General features: G+C 35.5%; 21 protein-coding genes and 1 pseudogene. 6 read left to right on the plus strand and 16 right to left on the minus strand.

Translation table 11 applies throughout. From position 1 onward, the window contains the following. Positions 1 to 483 precede the first annotated feature (483 nt). The 5 genes from IQ237_RS09300 to IQ237_RS09320 all read right to left on the minus strand — a co-directional run bounded on the left by IQ237_RS09300 (position 484) and on the right by IQ237_RS09320 (position 8,359). Positions 484 to 3,852, minus strand: a complete 3,369-nt coding sequence (locus tag IQ237_RS09300) for a serine protease (RefSeq protein WP_194054373.1) — start codon at positions 3,850 to 3,852, stop codon at positions 484 to 486. Positions 3,853 to 3,980: 128 nt separating this feature from the next. Continuing rightward, complete coding sequence (locus tag IQ237_RS09305; protein WP_194054375.1) at positions 3,981 to 4,922, minus strand: DUF1822 family protein; 942 nt, start codon at positions 4,920 to 4,922, stop codon at positions 3,981 to 3,983. A gap of 41 nt (positions 4,923 to 4,963) precedes the next feature. Beyond that, entirely contained in the window at positions 4,964 to 5,644 is a 681-nt protein-coding gene (locus IQ237_RS09310; protein ID WP_194054377.1) for a sigma-70 family RNA polymerase sigma factor, read from the minus strand. A 708-nt stretch (positions 5,645 to 6,352) separates the two neighbouring features. Then, a complete protein-coding gene (locus tag IQ237_RS09315; protein ID WP_194054379.1) occupies positions 6,353 to 6,937 on the minus strand; it encodes a hypothetical protein in 585 nt (194 codons plus the stop codon). 156 nt (positions 6,938 to 7,093) lie between these two features. After that, positions 7,094 to 8,359: an FAD-dependent hydroxylase gene (locus IQ237_RS09320; RefSeq protein ID WP_194054381.1), complete on the minus strand. Its 1,266-nt coding sequence runs from the start codon at positions 8,357 to 8,359 to the stop codon at positions 7,094 to 7,096. Between the two features lie 94 nt (positions 8,360 to 8,453). Between IQ237_RS09320 and IQ237_RS09325 the strand changes: the two genes are divergently transcribed. Then, positions 8,454 to 9,077, plus strand: coding sequence for a hypothetical protein (locus tag IQ237_RS09325; protein WP_194054547.1), 624 nt, complete (start codon positions 8,454 to 8,456; stop codon positions 9,075 to 9,077). An 88-nt stretch (positions 9,078 to 9,165) separates the two neighbouring features. Next, positions 9,166 to 9,612, plus strand: a complete 447-nt coding sequence (locus IQ237_RS09330; protein WP_194054383.1) for a DUF29 domain-containing protein — start codon at positions 9,166 to 9,168, stop codon at positions 9,610 to 9,612. Positions 9,613 to 9,721: 109 nt separating this feature from the next. Here the strand turns inward: IQ237_RS09330 and IQ237_RS09335 are convergent, their stop codons facing one another. The 6 genes from IQ237_RS09335 to IQ237_RS09360 all read right to left on the minus strand — a co-directional run bounded on the left by IQ237_RS09335 (position 9,722) and on the right by IQ237_RS09360 (position 16,090). Beyond that, positions 9,722 to 10,480 carry a YebC/PmpR family DNA-binding transcriptional regulator gene (locus IQ237_RS09335; protein WP_194054385.1) on the minus strand — a complete coding sequence of 253 codons (759 nt, stop codon included), beginning with the start codon at positions 10,478 to 10,480 and terminating at the stop codon, positions 9,722 to 9,724. Between the two features lie 21 nt (positions 10,481 to 10,501). Continuing rightward, entirely contained in the window at positions 10,502 to 11,155 is a 654-nt protein-coding gene (locus tag IQ237_RS09340; protein WP_194054387.1) for a Uma2 family endonuclease, read from the minus strand. Between the two features lie 47 nt (positions 11,156 to 11,202). Next, positions 11,203 to 11,895: a hypothetical protein gene (locus IQ237_RS09345; RefSeq protein ID WP_228019931.1), complete on the minus strand. Its 693-nt coding sequence runs from the start codon at positions 11,893 to 11,895 to the stop codon at positions 11,203 to 11,205. Beyond that, positions 11,888 to 13,372, minus strand: a complete 1,485-nt coding sequence (locus tag IQ237_RS09350; protein ID WP_194054391.1) for an AAA family ATPase — start codon at positions 13,370 to 13,372, stop codon at positions 11,888 to 11,890. The genes IQ237_RS09345 and IQ237_RS09350 overlap by 8 nt, the downstream gene beginning before the upstream one ends. Positions 13,373 to 13,470: 98 nt before the next feature. Further along, complete coding sequence (locus IQ237_RS09355) at positions 13,471 to 14,706, minus strand: LL-diaminopimelate aminotransferase (RefSeq protein ID WP_194054393.1); 1,236 nt, start codon at positions 14,704 to 14,706, stop codon at positions 13,471 to 13,473. Between the two features lie 373 nt (positions 14,707 to 15,079). Beyond that, positions 15,080 to 16,090 carry a sodium:calcium antiporter gene (locus IQ237_RS09360; protein WP_194054395.1) on the minus strand — a complete coding sequence of 337 codons (1,011 nt, stop codon included), beginning with the start codon at positions 16,088 to 16,090 and terminating at the stop codon, positions 15,080 to 15,082. A 184-nt stretch (positions 16,091 to 16,274) separates the two neighbouring features. Between IQ237_RS09360 and IQ237_RS09365 the strand changes: the two genes are divergently transcribed. After that, a complete protein-coding gene (locus tag IQ237_RS09365) occupies positions 16,275 to 16,982 on the plus strand; it encodes a TIGR04283 family arsenosugar biosynthesis glycosyltransferase (RefSeq protein WP_194054549.1) in 708 nt (235 codons plus the stop codon). 285 nt (positions 16,983 to 17,267) lie between these two features. Here the strand turns inward: IQ237_RS09365 and IQ237_RS09370 are convergent, their stop codons facing one another. The 4 genes and pseudogenes from IQ237_RS09370 to IQ237_RS09385 form a co-directional block, all read right to left on the minus strand. Then, positions 17,268 to 17,639 carry a hypothetical protein gene (locus tag IQ237_RS09370; RefSeq protein ID WP_194054398.1) on the minus strand — a complete coding sequence of 124 codons (372 nt, stop codon included), beginning with the start codon at positions 17,637 to 17,639 and terminating at the stop codon, positions 17,268 to 17,270. A gap of 183 nt (positions 17,640 to 17,822) precedes the next feature. Continuing rightward, on the minus strand, positions 17,823 to 18,785 hold the full coding sequence (locus tag IQ237_RS09375; protein WP_194054400.1) for a GDP-mannose 4,6-dehydratase: 963 nt from the start codon (positions 18,783 to 18,785) through the stop codon (positions 17,823 to 17,825). Positions 18,786 to 18,945: 160 nt separating this feature from the next. Further along, positions 18,946 to 20,025, minus strand: coding sequence for an RNA-guided endonuclease TnpB family protein (locus IQ237_RS09380; RefSeq protein ID WP_194054402.1), 1,080 nt, complete (start codon positions 20,023 to 20,025; stop codon positions 18,946 to 18,948). 106 nt (positions 20,026 to 20,131) lie between these two features. Further along, a pseudogene (locus IQ237_RS09385) lies at positions 20,132 to 20,257 on the minus strand (MerR family DNA-binding transcriptional regulator); the annotation flags it as partial. 97 nt (positions 20,258 to 20,354) lie between these two features. On the opposite strand from IQ237_RS09385, the gene IQ237_RS09390 reads away from it, so the two are divergent. From IQ237_RS09390 to IQ237_RS09400, 3 genes are all read left to right on the plus strand, one after another. Further along, complete coding sequence (locus IQ237_RS09390; protein WP_194054412.1) at positions 20,355 to 20,846, plus strand: CBS domain-containing protein; 492 nt, start codon at positions 20,355 to 20,357, stop codon at positions 20,844 to 20,846. Between the two features lie 388 nt (positions 20,847 to 21,234). Next, positions 21,235 to 21,948 (plus strand): rubrerythrin family protein, encoded by a 714-nt coding sequence (locus tag IQ237_RS09395; protein WP_194054414.1) that lies wholly within the window; start codon positions 21,235 to 21,237, stop codon positions 21,946 to 21,948. A 137-nt stretch (positions 21,949 to 22,085) separates the two neighbouring features. Next, entirely contained in the window at positions 22,086 to 22,226 is a 141-nt protein-coding gene (locus IQ237_RS09400) for a hypothetical protein (protein ID WP_194054416.1), read from the plus strand. 554 nt (positions 22,227 to 22,780) lie between these two features. Here IQ237_RS09400 and IQ237_RS09405 read toward each other — a convergent pair. Next, positions 22,781 to 23,272: a hypothetical protein gene (locus IQ237_RS09405; RefSeq protein WP_194054418.1), complete on the minus strand. Its 492-nt coding sequence runs from the start codon at positions 23,270 to 23,272 to the stop codon at positions 22,781 to 22,783. Positions 23,273 to 23,427: the final 155 nt, after the last annotated feature.

The following is a 23,427-nucleotide window of genomic DNA, read 5'->3' on the forward strand; positions in this document are numbered from 1 at the left end:
CCTGATTCAGACAATTCAAATCCTGTAAATCCTTAAATCCTGGATATCCTGATTCAGACAATTCAAATCCTGTAAATCCTTAAATCCTGGAAATCCTGATTCAGACAATTCAAATCCTGTAAATCCTCAAATCCTGGAAATCCTGATTCAGACAATTCAAATCCTGTTAATCCTCAAATCCTGGATATCCTGATTCAGACAATTCAAATCCTGTAAATCCTCAAATCCTAGATATCCTGATTCAGACAATTCAAATCCTGTAAATCCTTAAATCCTGGAAATCCTGATTCAGACAATTAAATCAGACAATTAAATCCCCGACTTGTTCAAAAAAATCGGGGAGATGAGATGTATATTAAGATTAATGCAACTGTGATCATAAGGTTTTCATCTTGGGAGTTGATAGCAATTTCTGACTATCAGCAATTATTTTCTCACCCCAAAGATTCTCTTTCATCAAGTTGATATTTGTCAAGAAAACACCTACAACTGCCTTAATAAATCCATAGCTAGTTGATAAAGAGCAACATTTCCTTGAGCCTGGAATAATTGTGCTGCTTGTTGGAGGTTTTCAATTGCCTTTTGTTTGTCACCAAGTTGATAATAAACAAGACTGCGACCCATGTAAGCATTAGCAAAATCAGGATTAATTTTGATAGCTTGGTTAAAATCAGCCAGTGCTAATTCCCATTTTTTCTGCTCATAGTAAAGAAGTCCGCGATTGTTGTAAGCCAGAGCATCATCAGGATTAAGTTTGAGAGCTTGGTTAAAATCAGCCAGTGCTAATTCCCATTTTTTCTGGTCACGGTAAACAAGACCGCGACCCATGTAAGCATTAGCATAATCAGGATTAATATTGATAGCTTGGTTAAAATCAGCCAGTGCTAATTCCCATTTTTTCTGCTCTCTGTAAAGAATACCGCGATTGTTGTAAGCATCAGCATAATCAGGATTAATTTTGATAGCTTGGTTATAATCTGCCAGTGCTAATTCCCATTTTTTCTGGTCTTTGTAAAGAAAACCGCGATTGTTGTAGGCATCAGCATCATCAGGATTAATTTTGATAGCTTGGTTATAATCTGCCAGTGCTAATTCCCATTTTTTCAGGTCATAGTAAAGATTACCGCGATTGTAGTAAGCATCAGCATTATCAGGATTAATTTTGAGAGCTTGGTTATAATCTGCCAGTGCTAATTCCCATTTTTTCTGCTCACGGTAAACAAGACCGCGATTGTTGTAAACCTCAGCTAAATCAGGATTAATTTTGATAGCTTGGTTAAAATCTGCCAGTGCTAATTCCCATTTTTTCTGCTCATAGTAAAGAAGACCGCGACCTATGTAAGCCTGAGCCAAATCAGGATTAATTTTGAGAGCTTGGTTCAAATCTGCCAGTGCTAATTCCCATTTTTTCTGCTGACGGTAAAGATTACCGCGATTGTTGTAAGCTTCAGCTAAATCAGGATTAATTTTGAGAGCTTGGTTATAATCTGCCAGTGCTAATTCCCATTTTTTCTGCTCATAGTAAAGAACACCGCGATTGGTGTAAACATCAGCATAATCAGGATTAATTTTGATAGCTTGGTTATAATCTGCCAGTGCTAATTCCCATTTTTTCTGCTCATCGTAAAGATTACCGCGATTGAAGTAAGCATTAGCATAATCAGGATTAATTTTGATAGCTTGGTTATAATCTGCCAGTGCTAATTCCCATTTTTTCTGCTGACGGTAAAGAATACCGCGATTGGTGTAAAATGCCGAACGGGGACTGAGTTTAATCGCTGCATTTATCGCTACCTCTGCTTCTGCATACCTTTTTAAATTATATAATGCAAAGAATTTTTCATTATACAAATTAGGATTATTTGGTTGAAGTTCAATGGCTTTATTGATTGCTGCTAAGGCTTCATTTCCTTTCTTTAATTCTCTATAGACTACACTTAGCCGACTCCAAGCAGCAACAAAATCAGGTTGACTTTTCACTGCTTGCTGGAATGCAGCTATAGCATCTCTATCTTGTCTATTCCATCCTAAAGCCAAACCCTTGCCATAATAAGCTAAGTGAATAAAGGCTGGTTTTAGCTGAATCGCTCTATCAAAAGCCTCTATAGCTTCTGGCAAACGACGTAAACGCCACAGTTGATTTCCTCTTTCTATCCATTGACTGGCGGTAGTATTTCCTTTGGAAACATCTACTGATAATATTGCTGTGACAATAGAGTTAACTTGTTGTTGATTTAATTTTGGTGCTGGGGTAGTTTCTACCTTTTGTCCTTGGGTATCTAGTTTGTTTGCTATTGCTAAAAAGGTACTGATAGGAATACCTAAACTATTACCTATTTGTACTTTACCACCACTACTACCTCTATCACCTGTTTTTTCATCAATAGCTGCTTCTCCCTCGGAACGTCCATGAATACCTATTACTCTTCCTTGAGTATCTAATACTGGTCCCCCACTCATGCCTCCAAAGGTGATACTACTATAAACTAATTCATATCCTCCGGTTAAGGAAACTGCACTTTGACTAACACTTGCACTGACATTTCCTGAGTTCCCAGAACTATTGTTTCTAAAATCTGATTGGGTAGTTACTAATAGTCCTTTTTCCTTACTAAAAATCCGCCCCATTGTCAACCGCCAAGGTGATGTTTGCCCTAATTTGGGATATCCTGCCGTTAATATATATTCATCATCTTTTGTGGGATAATTTGCTAAGGTGGCAATTTGATATGTTGCTGTACTTCTAAATTTAACTACTGCTAAATCTACTCCTGATTCTAGTTTAATGCTGCTTTTTTCTACAGGATACTGTTTACCATCTGGGGCAAGAATTGAATAATTAAAACGTCCACAGGATTTAGTGTCATTTTCACTTTCACAGAAAATATGAGCCGCAGTTAAAACAGTATAAGTATCTCCTTCCTTAGCAATAATTACTCCTGAACCATTGCTATTATTACTACTATCAATTCTCACGGTTATTTGTTTGGCTTTTTGTTCTATTTCTCCTAACCATCCTGTTAATGCTGCTTCTGGTACTGGTTGGGAAATATTTGGTACAGGTAAGGAATAGGCGGTGAGAATTTCGGGTTTTACCTGTGCTAAAACAGTAGAGATTGGTATTCCCCAACTGAGTTTTCGCATTGCTTGTATTTCTGCATTGCTAGGACGTGAACCATCTGGATAAACATAACCTGTATTTAATATTGGGTATGCACTTCTACCATTTATGCCTATGATTTGTCCACGGGAATTAATGATTGCACCGCCACTCATTCCTTGTTCAATATCGCTGTCATAACCTATTTGATAGCCTTCTTTTAGTGGTCTTTGGGATATTTTTTGGACTGTACCTGTGCGAAATACTATTTGTCCTTTGGTAGCAGAATATCCTGCTGCTATGACTTCCATTTCTGTAAAAGGAACAAAATTAGTTACTTCTTGTAAACAGTAATTTTCATTACTTTGGAATTGTAATAATGCTAAATCAAATTTATCAAAGTTAGTGTTAGGAACTGTTTGTGCATTATAGGTTTTACCATCTGCTGTTGTTAAAGAAATTTTGGTAGCTCCTCTAATTATATGAGAATTAGTTAAAACTAAATAAGTATTTCCTCGTTTGGATAGGAGTGTTCCTGAACCGCTGTTATTATCACCTATTACTCTGACTGTAATTCTCTTGGCGATGGTTTGTAGTTGTTTTTGGGAATATTCTCCAGTTTCACCATTGTCGGCTTCGATTTGACAACTGGTATTATCAATTGTTTGCAGAGAATTAGCAGTAGTTTTAATAGCAAATAATGGGTTATTCAAAAACATTAATGAGCAAACTAAGACAATGCTTTTCTTCATGATCAAATCTCCCTAAATAAATAAACAGTATAAAAGTAGCAACCCATTGATAATTCAATCAATTTTGTCATTTAGTTGTCAGAAATATGCAAGTTAAATGTCCAACAGTTTACTGAGACAGTATTTTCTTAAACCTCAAACATTTTAGTTTGCTGCGACTCCCCATAAGCCACCATAATCTGAAACTTTTCCCCCAACTCAGCACTAAACTCCAATTGAATCCAGTTATCTTCATCTCTTGATATAACCTCTAAAACATTTTCTCCCAAATTATCAATAATATTTAATTTTACTCCTTCAGGTAACACATGATTTCCCACTGGATATACTTGAGTTAAAATATCTACTTCTCCTTCAGAACTAGCAGCAATTTTTACTACTAATGCCACAGATAATGCCACAGAAATTTGCTCAAGGTGCATTCCCAAATCAATTTTTTGTCCCCGCGTCATACTCACAGCACTCTTAAAAGCTAATCCTAATTGTTGCGGATTTAATAAATTCTCAATAGTTTGCCAACTTGCATCTACAAAGCCATCTAACCATTGTCCAATTTTCATTAGGCTGGATAAATCTTCATCTTCTGGAGATTTAGCTATTTCTAATTCACTCAGATAAAGTAAAAAATTCTCCAAAGATTGCAACTGATTCAGAGGAACTTCTGCTTCAGCTTGAGGTGTAAAACCTAAAATTTTCGCCTCTTTTAAATCAGAATTGAACTGCACAGCCACATAACCCACTCTATCCTCCCAAACCTCCGGCGGAATTTCACATACTTCTGCTTTTGGTAAAACTGGACGACATTCTAATTTACCTAAATTTTTTACTTTTAAATCAGCCACATTCATCAATTGAATTACTAAAAAGTCATGACTATCACTTCCTTGGCAATCAGTTTCAAATCCCATACACTGGAGATAATTATCTACAGCATACACAGCTAAAGTATTAAGATAAACCTGTTGCCGCTGATCAGGATTAGAAATACCTTGGCTATATTCTTGAGCTATTCCATGAGCTTCTGTAGAGAGAGCTACGCTAAAAGTTAGTTGTTCTGTGATGCTATTCATGAGACAATCTCCAAAATTTTTATAGTCAGTTAATGCAGTTTCTATATATATTTCTTTAAATAAGTAATAATTTTACGCATTCGCCGCTGGTAAAAACTAGAAGCTGTCGAAAGTGGTACTTCTAATTCCTCAGAAATTTCTTGCCATTGCTTACCATTTAAAACCAACAACAGAATAGCTTGCAAATTAGCTTGGGGATGATCTTTAATACAGTCATTTTTTAAAACATTCTCTGGATCATTCTCAATAATTTCCTTTAACTGTTGTTGCTCAGATATTTCATTATCTACGGGGAAATCTTTGTTGATTTCATCTAAAGACAGCACTTGAGTAACTTTTTGATGCTTAGGAAGTTGAGTAATCCCTCTTTTTTGGTCTTTTTTACCCACATCAGAAATTCGCCGGGAAAAAATTATATTTACCCATGCCATCACTGGATATTGAGGATTATATTGTTCAATTTTTTGACAAATTTCTATGAATGTAAGTTGTAATGCTTCATGATAATAATCTTCATAGTTTGGTGATTCCCACCACTGAACTTGCTTGCTCAATTTCCCAGAACCGCGAATAGCATTAATCAGCTTATTTAAAGCTATGCGTCTTTTGGCTCTATCCGTGGGACTTTTACTGTCAGCCGGATATCGCTTGGCTTCATTAACTAGCTGTTGTAGTTCTTGGTTGAGCGCATCGTCGTCTCTTCCTAGAAAATCATTTGTCATCTCGCACTCCGCACTCTCCCGTGAAGATATCTATTCTCGTATCTTCCCCTGTCTGAAAGTTTTACGCAAAAATTTCCATTCTTTACAAAACTTTATATCCCACATTCCGCACCCCAAACTGTCCCAGAGGGATTTTGTTACATACTTTGGTTTTTTCACGTTGTTTTACTTATATTTATTTAGGTTCTTCAGTACATATAGGAATCATATTTGATTCTTGAAAAACACTCCGTACACTTCCCCTGTTCCCTGTTCCCTGTTCCCTGTTCCCTCTCTACACAGATAATTTCAAAAATCAAATACCAGTCCTATAGTATGCAAAATCAATCTCAAAAAACTGCGGAAGGCTTAATATACATAAGACATAAGCTACAGATATTGGATATTTTTACAAAAATTGCCTCAGAGTATGTTTGAAAAGTTTTTAATGTATAAATAAACCCCTCTCCAAACCTCTCCCCGACGCGGGGAGAGGCTTTGAAACCCCGATTCCAGCAACAAAAGTTTTTCCGCTTCCCTCTCCTTGTAGGAGAGGGTTAGGGAGAGGTAGGGAAGGGGGGAAGGGGGGTTAGGTTTCTAGAGATTATCGGTTTCATCTAATACTTTTCAAACAACCCCTTAATCCCTCCTGAATCAAGAGAGAAAACCACAAAATCCGATTCCCTTCCCTTGTCAAGGGGAGGGTTTAAAACATCTTTTCAGTAAACCTTATTTTGGTAACAACTTGAAAGAATCACAAAAACCACTGATACTTTTAGTTAGAAATTTTTGCATTTTTGTAGTGGTTTCTGCACTGACTTGATATAATCTTCTATCAACTAAAAAGATTCTCTGTTTAATAATTTTATCACCAGGTTTAGTATAGTTAACTTCTTTGCCAAAATGACCTTCTAAACTCATTTTTTCTTCACTAATTAAAGTTGCTTTGGCATTTTCTAAAGCTGTTGTCTTGCCAGTATCTATCGCTGCTTCAACCTGATTATTACGTTTTAATAGTTCAATGTATTCTTCTGGATAATCAATATAAGCAACTGTGTATTTTACCTCTTCCTGTGGGCGTTCAACGGTAAATAAATTCACCTCAACTTCGCCAGTTTTACTTTTGATTTTTTGTTTTGTAACTGTGGGTGTCCCAGGAAATAAAATACTAAATCCTCCTTCTTGGGAAGAAAAGACTTGCCATATAGATTTTACTGTTGTTTGTGGTTGATTGGCTAATGCGGGTGGAGTAATTGTGTAGCCGCTGCATAAAATCAACGCTGCCAAGGAGTAAGGTATGATTTTAAAGTTCATATCTAAATTTAGTAATTCCATTGATTGAGAATAACAAACTGATTGGCAAGTGTAAAGTTTGCTATTTGGATATTAGCAATAGCTTAACAGGAGTCAGGAGTCAGGAGAAAGAATTTATTTTCCCCCTGTCACCTTATTTCCCAATTATAAATCATTTTACATTTTCCCTAATTCGGGAGTTCTACCTTTTAAACCAATCATTAATTTCAATGCAAAGATTTTCAACATTGGAACTCGCTGCATTAACCATAAACCTAAACGGCGGATAATTACCACGGGTAAGATGTTATTAGAAAATACCCGATCTAACAAATCAGTAAAACCTAAAATTGCCAGATTTTCTTTTTTTCGCCATTGTTCATATTGTTTGAGAACTTCAATTTTACCAATATCTGCACCGTTTTGGTGTGCTGTTTGGATAACTTCCGCTAAAGCTGCTGCGTCACGAATACCTAAATTTAAACCTTGTCCACCGACGGGATGACAGTTGTGTGCAGCATCACCAACTAAAGCTAAACGGGGGAGAACATAGCGATCGCTTTGCATTAATTGTACCTGAAAAATAAAGCGATCGCCTAATAATTCTAATTTACCCATCTGCTTACCATACCGCTGAGTTAGTTCAGCTAAAAATTCTTCATCACTCAAAGCACATAAAGCTTTTGCTTCTTCATGAGGTGCTGTCCAAACAATGCGACATCTGTTACCAGGTAAAGGTAAAATCGCAAAAGGTCCACTTTTCCAAAATTTCTCATAAGCTGTATAGTTATGAGATTTTTCTGGTCTAACAAAAGCGACTATACAAGATTGCCAATATTTCCAACCTTTAGTTTTAATTCCCGCAGTTTCTCGAATTTTGGAACGTGAACCATCAGCAGCTACTAACAATTTAGTTTTAATTTGTTGCTGTTCACCGTCAACTTTAATATTCACATTCACTATATCTTTTTCATTTTGTGTACTAACAACTTCTGCTGGACACAAATAAGTTACATTTGCACAATTTTTCACAAATTCTTGTAAAGGTTCTAACAGTGCAAAATGTTCTGCTACATAACCTAATTCTGGTGTTTGTGTGTCTATATCAGCAGTTTGAAATTTCACCACATCGGGATAGTTAGCATCAGATAAAAACACCTGTCTATATTTAGCAATATTAGGGAGAATTTTATCCCAAATGCCAATTCCTTGAAAAATGCGGGCTGATAACATATGTACAGCATAAGCTTGGCCTTTAGCCACTGCGGCTGATGTCATCCTAGCTTCGATTAGCAGTATACTTAAACCAGAGTTCTTTAAAGCAGCAGCCAAAGTTAAACCAACAATACCACCACCGACTATCACCAAATCATAATCATATCCTGGTTTGTCTGTGGTTGTTTGGGGGGGAGTGAGAGTTTGAGTAAGCTGAGTAAGTGACATTGTGAAGATAGATGAAGATGTTTTATCTATTATTTTTACCCAAGTCCTGAAATCAGGCAAGTTGACTAGGAAAATTTTACCCGAACATGAGTTTATGTCTTACAGCGAGTTTAGTTTAGCTAAAGCCAAACAAGAGTTTGAATTAACTACTTTTGAAAAACGCGATATTTTTGCTGCTGTTCCCGAATTAGCAGCTAGTAATTTACTGACAGAAATTCTTAACTATAACCTGCCAATTGCTTTAGGAAGTAATAGTGAAAAAGCTCGTTCTGAACTAATTATTTCTCCTATTTTAGTAGATTTACGGCGACAATTACAAGAGCAAGTGAGTTTATTTTCTGGTGTTGATTTCACTGTTGATGATAGTAAAGGATTAAATGGTACTTGCGATTTTATTATTACTCAATCACCGGAAATTTTGATTTTGACTGCACCAGTTTTAATTGTTGTAGAAGCCAAAAAAGAAAATATTAATGCTGGTTTAGGTCAGTGTGCAGCGGAAATGGTAGCAGCGCAAATTTTTAATCAACAATCTCACAGCGACATTAAAACCATCTATGGTGCAGTGACAACTGGTAGTATTTGGCAATTTCTTAAATTAGAAAAACAAATATTAAGCATTGATTTGAGTGAATATTATCTCAAAGATGTGAATAAAATTTTGGGAATTTTAGCTAGTAGCATTTCTCAAGATATACAGGTGACAGGTGACAAGTGACAGTTTTTTATAATATAATATTGTTTGATCATGTGGTAGAATAATTGCTAATTAGTCATTTAACAAGTAGATTAAAGTGAGTAAAGCAATGAATCCAATAAGTGATTTGTATTCTATTTATGAAGTTGATAATGAAAAATGGTTAGAACAAACTCTAGAATTATTAAAAGAAAAGCGACTAGATGCTCTAGATTTAGAGCATTTAATTGAGGAATTAGAAGCAATGAGTCGTCGAGATAAATTGACAGTTGAGAGTTTGTTAGAACAAATAATTAGACATTTATTACTGCTACAATATTGGGAAGATGAATATAAATATAATGCCAATCATTGGCAAGCTGAAATTATCAGTTTTAGAACTCAAATCAATGAATATTTGACTAAAAATCTGAGAAATCATTTACAAGAAAATCAAGATAAAGTTTATCAGAAAGCCTTAAAGTATGTCAGCAAAAAAACAGGTATGATGATTCAATTTCCTCTAGAATGTCCTTATACTTTGGAACAATTATTAGATGAAAATTGGCTACCATAAAGAAGGCAGTAGGGGCAAACCCCCTGTGGTTGCCCTCTTGAGTCAGGAGGTAGAAGGTAAACATTTCTTCCCAGTCCCCAGTCTCCAGTCCCTAGTACCCTATCACCTATTAAACCATACTTAAAGTCATGAGATTTTCAGACATTTCAAAATTAGCGGTGACATTTTGGACATCATCTAAGCCTTCTAAAGTATCAATTAATTTGAGCAGAGATTTAGCCTGATCAGGATCTATGACTTCAACTTGATTTCCCGGAATCCAACGTAATTCTACTTCTGTAACATGAAAATTTTTCGCTTTCAATGTTTGACTGAGTTTCTCTAAATTTACTACTTCTGTAAACACTTCAGCAATTTCATCTTCAATCATTTCATAAGTATCAGCATCAGCTTCTAAAGATGCTTCCAAAAGTTTTTCCTCATCAACCACATCTTCAACAACACATACACCTTTTTGGGAAAACATCCAACTTACACAACCAGTTTCCCCCAAATTTCCGCCATTTTTACTAAAAGCAACTCGGATATCAGCAGCGGTACGATTACGATTATCTGTTAAAGCTTCAATTAAAATTGCTACACCACCAGGACCATATCCTTCATAGCGAATTTCTTCTAAATTGGTGTTATCACCTGCAAAAGTACCTGCACCTTTGGCGATCGCTCTTTCAATGTTATCATTAGGAATACCCGCAGCTTTCGCTTTATCAATTGCTGTCCGCAACTGAAAATTTCCCGCCGGATCTGGTATTCCACTCCTAGCAGCAACTATAATCGCCCGCGATAGTTGGGTAAAGATACTTCCCCTTTTTGCGTCTACAACTGCTTTCTGACGCTTAATATTTGCCCATTTACTATGTCCAGCCATAACTTTAAAAAGTTTAACACTCTATTCCAAGATAGAATATAACGTCGCGGTAAATTCTTCCAAAGCCTGAAAACTCCCCACCTGCCAACTACGCTCAACAGTATCAGGTATAATCTGAATAATATCTAAATCTCCCAAATAGGGACTTTTTTCAGATTTGATATATTTTCCATCTTGCAACAAATAAATAGACAACTTCCCACTATCAAAAATCCATAATTCAGGAACACCAATTGCTTCATAAGCATCAATAGTTGTTTTTGATGTCACATCAGTTTCTATTGCTAAATCTGGTGGTGGATCATCTGGTTGTAAACGTCGTTTACCTATCATTTGTTGATAATTTTGAATATAAAAACAAGCATCAGGTTCAACACCTGCTACACCTTGTTTTTTATAAGTCGTTGATCCAAAAGGTTGATATTTAATTCCTTTTGCTTTCAATAATATTTTCACGATATCTGAAATTAAATCTTTGGGAATTTCATGTTCAGGTGACGCAACTTTAATTTCTAAAATACCCTGATGATAAGCAATTCGTGAATTTCTTTTTTCTCCCAGTTCTTGTAAAATACATTCAAATTTATCCCAGGTAACATCAGGAATAGTAACTTTACTACCGGGTGTTAGTTGTATTTGACTAACGGGTTTGAAAACGGGAATAGCTACATTCATAGAATACTAGGGATAGTAGTAATTTAAGACTAATTATTAATTACTTATTATAACAAATCTTTTAAATTTATTTTAATTTCTATTTTACTGTCAATATCTGGGTGACAAAAACACTTAATTTTGATTTGATCTTGATCTCTTAAAATTGTCTGAAAAATTAATGTACCAGATTTATTATCACTTTTAATAATTTCGGAAAATTTACTGTATTTATTTTCCTCTAATGTCTTTCTCTCAGAAAATGTTTGATAAAATAAAATTCCTTGAAAATCTACATATATTTCTTCTTCATGATAACCTTGCTTGGGATTTAAGTGATTATTCAGAACCAGTAACATATACACTCTAGACATTGCACAACTAAACTTTTCGGAAATTCTCTCTAGTTCTTTGTTATCTATGCTAGATTTTAACTCAATTAATAAAATATTCAATCTATAGCTACTATCATACTTTTGTAAAACTAAAATAGCGCATTCTGTAGTTTTGCTGCTAGTTGCTATACCAGGTATGGGTTTTTCTAAATTTATTTTCCAAATTCTTTCTACTTGTGATTTATTATCAATATAATTTAATCCTTGAATGCATACCTTCTTCAGTTTCGCATTAGAACTTTTTTCTTCAATTTCAATTATTTCATTTTCAGCTACAGGAATTTCAACAATAAATTCTTGTTTTAATAAAGCTTTGTGAAATTCATCTCTTAAATTACGCACATCGCGTTTATTACGTTTACTCATCATCTACCTCATCTTCTTGAGTGTAGATATAATCAGTCAGAATGCGAAGTGATTTATCTAAGTTATTTTCAACTTCTCTAAAGTTTCTAAAATAGATACCAGAATCACCGCTTTCATAGTCTATAATTTTATCACCTGTGAAGAAATAAACACCGACTTTTTCCTTTGCGATAGATACAGATGAATCAACATAGTATAATTTATTATCTTCGATAATTTTCTCTACATTTACACCATGTTGATTTTTCAGAACATCCAAATATATATAGTTATTAATAGCATTAGCTAAAATTGAACTATGGGTTGTGATTAATACTTTATTTCTGGTTTCGTTTTGGATAAACTGTATCAAAATATTTAATAATTTAATTTGATTTTCAGGATGTAAATTCACTTCTGGTTCATCTATCATTAAGAAATTATTTTTTTCTTCAGCCCAATATTTGAAATATAAATAAATAAGTGTTAATTGATTAACAGATGAAGATGCTAAATACATTGGTAAAATCTTATCACGAGTCTTAAAATAAAATTCTATTGGACTGATTACTTCCTGAGCAACAAGTATTATTTCACCTCCAAGAATTTCTTTTAGCTGTTGAACAAGATAAATATAATCTTCTTTAACTTTATCTTTAAAAATATTAAAAAGTTTTTCAAATACTTTATTCATAGGTTCTGTATATTGTCTCTGAAAAAATTCCTTGACATCTGGTAATTGAAGATTATCTTTTTTATTTTCAAGTAAATCTACAATTTTTCTGAAATTTTGTTCGCGTTGTTTTCTTTCAATATCATAAATATAACGATAAAATGTAGGAAAGAAGATTCTACTAGCTGGTAAGAAAAAAGTCTCATGCTGATGTTTTAGCATAGTTCTAATTATGCTTGTAATTAGAATAAACTTTTTTTGATCAACTAAATTTCTATCTAAAAAGATTTTAGGTATGACTCCTTTAATATTCTCTGGCAATTCTTTTTCTTCAAATTTATATATTAATTCACCTTTATTTTTTTGAATTTCAATATACTCTAATATATTTTCACCTTCGTGAATAAACCTAACTTCTTGTTCTTTTAATTCAGATATTTCATAATCAAAATTAATTACAATTTCCATAACAATATTATTATTAAGTATTGCGGAATTTACTATTTCCGAATTTTCACTTATATTAAATATCTCTTTTTTTGTTTCTTCTTGTAAAAACAAACTATATTTAGTCAATATTTTAGCCAACAACTCAGAACTAACTTCGAGGTGATTTACATTGTCAATTATGTAATTGTTAAGGATATCTAGATTTTTATGAGCAAATTTATGAATTATATCTTGATTAAAAACAGCCCATAATAATTGAGCTACATAACTTTTACCACTATTATTTCTGCCAACAAATACAAAAAAATCCTTATCTAAATCAATGGCTTGATTATTATTTTTAATAGGTCCCAAATTTTTGATGATCAATTTCATATAAGTTCACCTCTCAACTAACATACTCATAACTCAAGTCTATCAAATATTCAGGTGGGCATTGCCCACCATGAGATTTTAAAGGTATTTACAACCTACTAAACCTTAAACTTCTCAGTGATCCGCTTCATTGCTTCTTCCACATTTTCCCGACTGTTAAATGCAGAAATACGGAAATAACCTTCACCCGCAGCACCAAAACCAGATCCAGGTGTTCCCACAACATTCACTGTTTGCAGCAACTTATCGAAAAATTCCCAACTGGTTAAACCATGAGGTGTTTTCACCCATACATAAGGTGCATTCACACCACCATAAACTGATAAACCTGCGTTGGTGAGTTGTTCACGGATAATTTTGGCATTTTCTAAGTAGAAACTTACCAAAGCTTTAATTTGTGCTTGTCCTTCTTCAGAATAAACCGCTTCCGCACCTCTTTGGACAATGTAGGAAACACCGTTAAATTTGGTAGACTGACGACGATTCCATAATTTCCACAATTCTACATCAGTACCATCTGCGGCTTTTGCAGTTAGGGTTTTGGGAACGACAGTTAACGCGCAACGTGTACCAGTGAAACCCGCATTTTTGGAGAAAGAACGAAATTCAATCGCACAGTCTCTAGCACCTTCAATTTCATAGATAGAATGGGGAAGACTAGGATCGGTAATAAATGCTTCGTAAGCAGCGTCAAAGAAAATAATTGATCCGTTGGCTTTTGCGTAGTTTACCCACTCTTGTAAATGTTCTTTGGTTGCAGTTGCACCGGTGGGGTTGTTGGGAAAGCAGAGATAAATTAAGTCTACTTTCTCTTTAGGTATTTCTGCGGTAAAGTTGTTTTCTGCGGTGACGGGGAGATAAACTAAACCGCCATATTCGCCTTTTTCGTTAGCATCTCCGGTATTACCCGCCATCACGTTAGTATCAACGTAAACGGGGTATACAGGGTCAGTAACAGCAATTTTGTTATTTTTGCCAAAAATCTCTAAAATGTTGCCTGTATCGCATTTAGAACCGTCAGAGATGAAGATTTCATCAGCTTCTACATTCGCGCCTCTAGCTTGGAAATCTTGAAGGGCGATTTTTTCCCGTAACCAAGCATAACCTTGTTCTGGTCCATAGCCTTTGAAAGATGAGCGATCGCCCATTTCTTCTACTGCTTTAATCATCGCAGTCCGGCAAGCTTCAGGCAAGGGTTCAGTCACATCACCAATACCCAAACGGATAATTTTCCCATCGGGGTTAGCTTGGGCGAAAGCATTTACCCGTCTAGCAATTTCCGGGAATAAATAACCAGCTTTTAGTTTGAGATAGTTGTCGTTAACAGTAGCCATTCTAGATTTTGAAGATACGCATTAAAATAGCTTACTGTAATTTAGACAATGCCAATTTGACTTTTAACGTAGTTCACACTACATAGACATCCATTGTAATTAAACCAATTCCTCCAATTTCAGAGAGCCACCTTGAATAGCATCAAATAATCCTGAATTTACTAGCCATTCCATATCTGATCCTAGCAAATCTGCTGATGGTGCAGTCAAGAATATTGCTTAACTCTATCTTGAACTAATATCAATAATTCGACAAGCTTTGTTACCACTGACGCTCACGGCGAAGCCTTGCACAATTTTAATTTTCATCATCCTCAATTCCTTGATTTATCTATGCAAATTCCCTTAGAGTATCATTGTCTTTAACATTTCTTTACAATAGGTTCTGGTAAATCACGTACATACCACCTAAGTAAAGGATAATCAGAGCTAATCCATCCCAGGTAATATACATACGTGAACGACTAACAGCATGATAAATTAATCCTGTGATGGACACGGAAGTCATGATCATCCCAACAACGGCAGTGAAAATATGTATCTGACTGATATTTGCCCAGATGCTCCCCTGTAAATATACGAAATCATAAAAGCCCAAAATTGCTAAATTAGTGATATTTGAGCCAAAAACGTTAGAAACTGCTAAATCTACGGCATTAAGGCGTACTGCTGCCAAGGATGATACTACTTCTGGTAATGATGTGGCTGTTGCCAGCAAAAGAGCGCCAATAAAACTTTGTCCTAAACCTGTGACTGCGGCAACGCGATCGCCTAAAAACGCCAACCACACACCCAATATGACAATCATTGCTGAGAGAATGATAAATCTGCGATATGCTTGCACAGGTGTAATGTGTTGATATTGAAAAACCTCTGCTTCTTCTTCTAATACTTCTGCACGTCTTCTGGTTTCAAATTGGGCAATCGTCCGGGCGCTGACAAAATAAAGTAATAGTAAAATCACACTGGGAATACCCACCCATCCCACAGTTAAATTAGTCTCTGTTTTTCCCAACAGCATTCCCCCAGCGGCAATACCCAGCATTCCACAACCCAAACTTGCTGCTAAACCGTGACTAATTTGCGCTCGTTTCAATAATGGGGCTGGACCGTTGTAAATATCGAGCAATGCTAAAATTAGCAAATTAAAGAGACAACTGCCCAAGATACCGCCCACAGCAAGGTCTGGAGAGTTAAACATGACTATGGCACTTGTCCCTGTGGCTAACTCTGGCAAAGAGGTAACACCCGCTAACAAAATTGTACCTACCCAAGTCCGCCCTAGTCCGGTTTTTTCTGCCAACATATCAGCACTTTGGGAAAGCCATGTTCCCACAGCAATGACTAAAGCGATGCACACAATAACTTGAAGGAATAGCAGCATGGTTGATTAAAATATTTGCAGATACAGCAGGAGTCAGGAGTCAGAAGTAAAACTCTTTTTCTGTCTAAGTTTAAAGTTATATTCTGTACCAGAATAATCTGCAATCTGCTGTATGAGTGTTAAACTTAATGTTTTACAAAAATTTTCAATTTTAATTTTTAACGTGGTTCATCTGGTATTTGATATGGTGCATCAAGATATTAAAACTCAACGCATTTCCATTATTATACCTACTCTCAATGAAGCGAATAATATTAAAACAGCAATTACCAGCACTCAATCAAGTGCAAATGTGGAAGTCATTGTTGTTGATGGTGGTTCAAATGATGGTACACCTACTATTGCTCAATCTTTAGGTGCAACTGTGATCTCTTCTGCTCCTGGTCGTGCTATACAAATGAATACAGGTGCAGCGATCGCTAGTGGTGAAATTCTCCTGTTTCTCCATGCTGACACTCGTTTACCTCAAGGTTTTGATACTATGATTCGTACCGCATTACAACAACCTGGAATTATAGCTGGTGCTTTTGCTTTGCGAATAGATGCACCTCATTGGGGTTTGCGTTTGGTAGAGTGGGGTGTAAAGTTGCGATCGCATTTTTATCAATTACCCTATGGTGATCAAGCTATTTTTTTAACTAAAATCGCATTTGCAGAAGTTGGTAATTTTCCCCAAATGCCTATTATGGAAGATTTTGAACTGATTACCTGTTTAAAGCGTATCAGTCAAGTTAAAATAATTGACGTTCCTGTAATTACATCACCCCGGAGATGGTTAAAAAAGGGAATTTTTAAGACTACCCTACTTAATCAAATTATCGTTCTTGCTTATTTATTCGGTGTTTCACCAGAACGCATCCGTAAATGGTATAACAATTACCCTTTGATATAGTAATCATATTTGTTTGGGCTGGTAATTGGTAATTGGTAATTGGTAATTGGTAAAATCAGGTGAATTATATGATTTCAAAGCACAAATACCGATTAAATAGCAAACTCCAACTATTCCTCATCACTTGTGATGTCACTTGAGAGCATCCCAAATGTAGCTTTTACGTCTTCCTAATTCCTGTACGGGTTTAGCATTGCTAAACCCCTAGTGACTCCTGACTCCTGACTCCTGACTCCTGACTCCTGACTCCTGACTCCTGACTCCTGAATTCTATTTCATGTTAGTTCATTCTTCCAGTGATTTGGCAGGAACTTCAATTGCTGTTACATCAATTGTACCTTCTGGTGCAAAGCGGCTAAATTGACTATTTTTTACTAATAGTTGTTCTCCGCAACTTGGACACTGGAATTGGCTATTATTTAAACTTGTGGATTCAAATCCACAAACCGGACATTGATCAGTAACCAAGTTACGTTGTAGCCACCAGCGAAAACCAAATATTGCTATAACTGGTGTTATTAATAACAGTCCAATAATAATTAGTAAGGAATTAACTAACCAGCCTAAGCCTAATGATGCTAATAACCAGGCTACTGCTAATATAGTCAGCCAAGGACGCAGTTTATCAAGATTTTGTTGGAAGTTATTAAGGTTCATTTCTTAAATTTTTCTACTCTATTTTTATTTTACTTATCAATTATCAGTGGGAACAGGTAATTGGTAATTGGTAATTCAATTTTGGATTTTGGATTTTGGATTTTGGATTTTGGATTGTTTTTGTCAATTCCAATCTAAAAATCTAAAAGTTTTCTCCCCAGTCTCCTTACAATAGCAACATTATTAACTGTTTAAATATTCTAAATCTGTTTTTACCATATTTTCCAAAAGTTGCTCAAAACTCACTTTTGGTTCCCAACCAAGCTTGTTTTTGGCTTTACTGGGATTAGCTACCAGTTGAAAATGTTCATCTGCTCGTAATAAATTAGTATTCACAATTACATATTTTTCCCAATCCAGTCCTACACAATCAAAAGCAGTAGTAATTAATTCCCTGACGCTGTGGAGTTTACCCGTACCAATTACATATTCTTCTGGCTCATTTACTTGTAACATTCGCCACATAGCATTAACGTGATCTCCGGCAAAACCCCAATCTCGTTGAGCATCCAAATTACCCATTTCCAAGGTTTGAGCTAAACCCAATTTAATTTTAGCTACCGCCAAAGAAACTTTACGGGTGACAAACTGAGGCGGACGCAAAGGCGATTCATGGTTATATAAAATACCACTACAGGCAAATAGACCATAACGTTGTCGGTGATGTACCATCGTCCAATGAGCGTGTAATTTTGCTGCTGCATAGGGATTTTTGGGACGAAAGGGAGTTTCTTCATCTTGGGGAGCAGTAGTCACATCACCAAACATTTCCGAACTACTAGCTTGATAAAACCTTGTGGATAAACCAACTTGGCGAACTGCATCTAATAATCTAGTAGCAGTACCTGTAATCAGATCAAGAGTTCCCAAAGGATCATTCCAAGAGTCGGGAACGAAACTAGGAGCAGCTAAATTGTAAATTTCCTGGGGTTGTAGTTGTTCAACAGCAGTTAATAAAGCCGCATAATCTCTTAAATCAACAGTGTAAATTTTTAGGTTATCTGCTAAAGTTCCTAATTTTGACAAGTTAGTTTGTCGATGGGGAGATACCAAACCGAAAACTCGGTAATTTTGATTAAGAAGCAAATGGCTCAGATAGTAGCCATCTTGACCTGTAATGCCTGTTATGAGGGCGGTCTTGATCATAATGAGGGATATAAATAATATGTATTACAACTATCACTAACTAAAATATAAAATTATAGCAGTATACAATCAGATATGCTGCTATATAAAACCTAGACAAAACTAGACTTTACTTTCTACTTCAACAGGAGCATGGGAGCAGTTATCCCTCGGTAGACTTTCACGCCTTAGCCAAACGCGATAAATTAATTGCAGCATTCAGATCCCTATCCATCTCAAAACTACAGTTCTCGCAGTGATAAATTCTTTCAGATAAAGAAAGACTATCTTTTCTATGTCCACAGTGAGAACAGGTTTTACTTGATGGATAAAATCTATCAGCAATTATAATTTCACAGCCAAACTTTTTAGCTTTATATTCTAGCTGACGCTTAAACTCATGAAACCCACAATCAGCTATTGCTTGGGCTAATTTATGGTTTGATAACATCCCTGAAACATTCAAATCTTCTACTACTATCTTCGCGTGGTTTTTGCATAAGTAAGTAGTGATTTTCTGAAGAGTATCTTTTCTCAGGTTTGCTATTCTCGCATGATGTCTAGCTAGTTTAATTTTAGCTTTATGCTTATTGCTGGAACCTTTAGCCTTTCTAGAGTAGATATTAGATAATCTTTGCAGTTTAGCTAAGTTCTGTTTGTAGTGTTTAGGATTAGCAAAAGTAATACCAGTGCTAAGAATAGCTAGTTCCTTTACTCCCAAATCAACACCAACAGCATCATGTTTTTTAATAGTTGGCTGACATTCTTGTTCATAAGAAAAAGCTATGTACCAGCTATCAGCAGTCCTAGAAATAGTAATACTTTTGCAGGTGGTATGAGGTAATCCTTCATAAGTTTTTACCCATCCAATTGTTGGTAGTTTTATTGATGTACCACCTACAGGAATTGGTTTACCACCATTATCAATTGTCAAACTATCATTTTTCCCTTTCTTTTTAAAGTTGGGATATTTTGACTGTCCTTTAAAGAATCTCTGGAAAGATTCACCTAAACTATCAAAGGCGTATTGAGTGATTTTCTGACAAATACCTTTTTCTTTAATCCATGCCAATTCAGGTTTTACATGGTTATTAAAGAATTTTTTGAGGATATATTTGTTTGGCTTTAATCCATCTTTATACAAATCCTGCCAAGTAGCTAAACCCCAATTATAGGTAAACCTTGCTATACCAGCGTGTTTAGCCATTAATATTTCCTGGGTTTTGTTTAACTTGAGTTTTGTTTTGATAGATAAAAGCATTGCTCGACCTCAACACTGTATTTCTTTGCTGTCTAAAACTGACATATCTTGTACAGGTTTGTCAATTTGAGTCTACAGGTTTTAATCCCTGGATAATCAGTCAATCATCTTCAGTATAAAAACGATGCCCCGACAATGTTCTTTTGGCTGGAAGTCTTCCTTCAACATCCCATCTTTGCAAGGTCTTGACTGAAACTCCGATTTTTTTAGCAAATTCATGAGGTTTAAACATAAAGTCACTCATAGACAAACATATGAGTGTACAGGTTTGTTTATTAAATTGTCAACTTAGGACAAGCTCTTTTTTTGTTTTAGTCTCCTTAACGGAAATGACCCAATTAGAGCAAGCAATCACAACCAATCCTTTAACGGTTTCATCAGATACAAACGTTGCTGAGGCCATATTGCAGATGAGTGCAGCACGGGCAAGCTGTTCCTTAAAAGATGATGATGATATTGATTCAGACAGTAATTTGTTGATATCAGAAACTCGCTCTAGTTGTGTCATAATTGTCGAGGGAACGAAATTACTGGGAATTTTTACTGAGAGAGATGTTGTTCATCTTAGCGCCAATGGTTATCAACTGGCAGAGACAAAGATTAGTGAGGTTATAGCTCAACCAGTAATCACATTGCGGAAATCAGACTTTACTGATATTTTTGCGGCACTGACCTTGTTGCAAAGTCATCATATCCGACATTTGCCCATAGTTGATGATTATGATCAATTGATCGGGCTTGTCACCCATGAAAGCCTACGTCAACTGCTGCATCCAGTAGATTTACTGCGATCGCAGAAAAGAAAAATATCCAATTTATAACCGATCTACCCAAACCTGGTAGTAGTATAAAAGTAGATGAGCCTATCTTTCGTCGCATTATCAATAATATTGTTTCTAATATTGACAATTGATAATTGTTTCATGGCAGGTTTTAAATCTACCCTTTCAAGGGTAAAAAGCCTGGATATAATAATAATTATTGTCAATAAACTACTTTGACAGAAAAAATATAAAATATTCATCATATTCATCATCTAAGATTGATAATTATCCTGAAGCGGCTAAGAACAAGGGTAATTAAAGATGGGCGAAAACAGGTTTTATAAAATCTGTTTAAATATTGTAAAAATATTTTGGCGGCCTCATCTCCCCTAGTTTATAAGTCTGTTTTTCCCATGAAATATCACTTAACAGGCAAGCAAAAATTATGGATTTGTCAAATTTTTCGACACTAAAAAACTTAGAAGCAGCTTTCGGTGGAGAATCGATGGCAAATCGTAAATACCTGTTTTTTGCAAATGTGGCACGTAAACTGGGTTTTACAGACTTAGTGAAGCTTTTTAAGGAAACAGCAGATCAAGAAACTGAACACGCTTTTGCACATTTTGAGTTATTACATCCAGAACTGGTTGTCAAAGATGCTGCTAGTTTAACTGATGAACAAAAACGGGAAATTATGTCTCGTTGTTTGTCTTTGGCAATTGAAGGGGAAACCTATGAATACACTACCATGTATCCTGATTTTGCTGCTGCTGCTCAAAAAGATAGAGATAATCCCGCAGCGGAAGAATTTCTCAAACAAGCTCAAGAATCTAGTGAACACGCTAACACATTCCGCGCCGCAGCACACCGTTTTGGGTTGCTCAAATTCATTGAAAATTATCACGCAGATCGCTACACAGAAGCTTTAGAAGTATTAAATGGTGGACAAGCTGTAACTAGAGTAGCAGGTGAAGATCCGGCAACTCAAAAATGGATTTGTAGACAGTGCAGCATGATTTATGATCCTGTTGTTGGTGATCCTGATTCGGGTATTGCACCTGGTACACCTTTTGCAGAAATTCCTGATGATTGGAGTTGTCCTATTTGCGGTGCTACTAAAAAGACTTTTAAACCTCTTGAGGAAAAAGTTGCTGCTTAAATTAAACTTAAAATAGAGATTGGATAGATCCCCGACTTCTTGAAGAAGTTGGGGATCTGGATATTGTTCTTTATTTAGTAGTAAGCAAAAAATAGTGGATTATATTTTGTTTTTGAAAGAGAATACATAAATTAACTATGCTGTCTACAGCTATATATCCCCAACCAAAATACCCCAAAAAAGAGAGTGGGAGGAGGCATTATCAAGCGCCATTCTCTCCCACTCTACTATTTGCTGCTGAAGCGATTCGGGAATATACACATAACGATTATCGTTAAATTAGGGGGGTAATTTATATAACGACAACGTTTCTACTCAGTGAGTATTCCTATTGCAGCAAACGATCATTTTATTTAATTGTCCAACAAACGTCACAAGAATCAGAAACTAATTTTTTTAATTTTTTAGCAACTGTCTTGCTTTCGTTTGTCTAATTTAATTTAACTTGCTTCTCTAGCTTGTGGTTGCCAATTTGGCATTTTTCTAGCTAGAAATTTAGAAATTTTTGCTCGTTCATTGCTAACACTTGATCAGAGAGACTTTGAACCATACACCTGATAAAAGTTATAGCTAAAAACTAAGATAATGTGAGTAAAGCACTAAGGGGTAATACCCATCATCCGCATTTGTGTTTGGTTTCCGTCGTTTTTAAAACACTTAATTTGTGATTTGATAACTGACTTGTAAATCATTTTACCATGCAACATTGATTGTTTTGTCTGAGGGGTTTAACCCTTCATTTACATAGAAACCCGACTGATTTGAGTATTGGAGTAGTCGGGAATCTGGGTATTATATGATTGATATTGATGAGATTGATGAAATATGTTATCTAATCAGCGATCGCCCACCGTACATAAGGACGAGAGGCCGTAATAGTTTTGTAGGTAATTTCCTGAGCAGGAGCGTTAATTTTTCGCAAATCTACCCGAAAATAAGCTTTTTTATTTTTAAATTGTACCGTGTAGAATTTATATTCTTGATTGCGAGTTTGACCAACACAGGAAGCATAGTTACTGCGTAAAGGTGCAATAAATTCGACAAATTGCTTATTATTAGAAGCAACTAATTTAACTGAATCTGCAAAAGCTTTAGTATCTGCAATTACTGTATGTTCTGCACCTCCTTCATAGGGTAGAGTTATCCACCATAAACCAACTGTTTGCGGACAAGTTCCGCTGGTGCGTTGTACATTGATTTTAACATTAGGTTCAGCTATTGGACCGGGTGTGGTTTGCGCTGAAATTGGATGAGAAACTGTTGCTGCTGCTAATAAAGAAGCAACAATCACAGCAAGTTTTTTAGGTTGTAATATATTTTGCATCTGCTTTGTTACTGGCTTCTAATTATCTAGACGGAGTATTTCAATCATTTGTGTCTGGAATGTTTAATGTTTAATGTTTAATTTCCTCGCTATCGTGTGTTCAGTTACAGTTCTATTTAGAGAAATCAGGCAAAAATAGAGATTCATACAGAGTG

Source organism: Sphaerospermopsis sp. LEGE 08334, from assembly GCF_015207205.1.
In the GTDB taxonomy this organism is placed as follows: Bacteria; Cyanobacteriota; Cyanobacteriia; order Cyanobacteriales; family Nostocaceae; genus Sphaerospermopsis.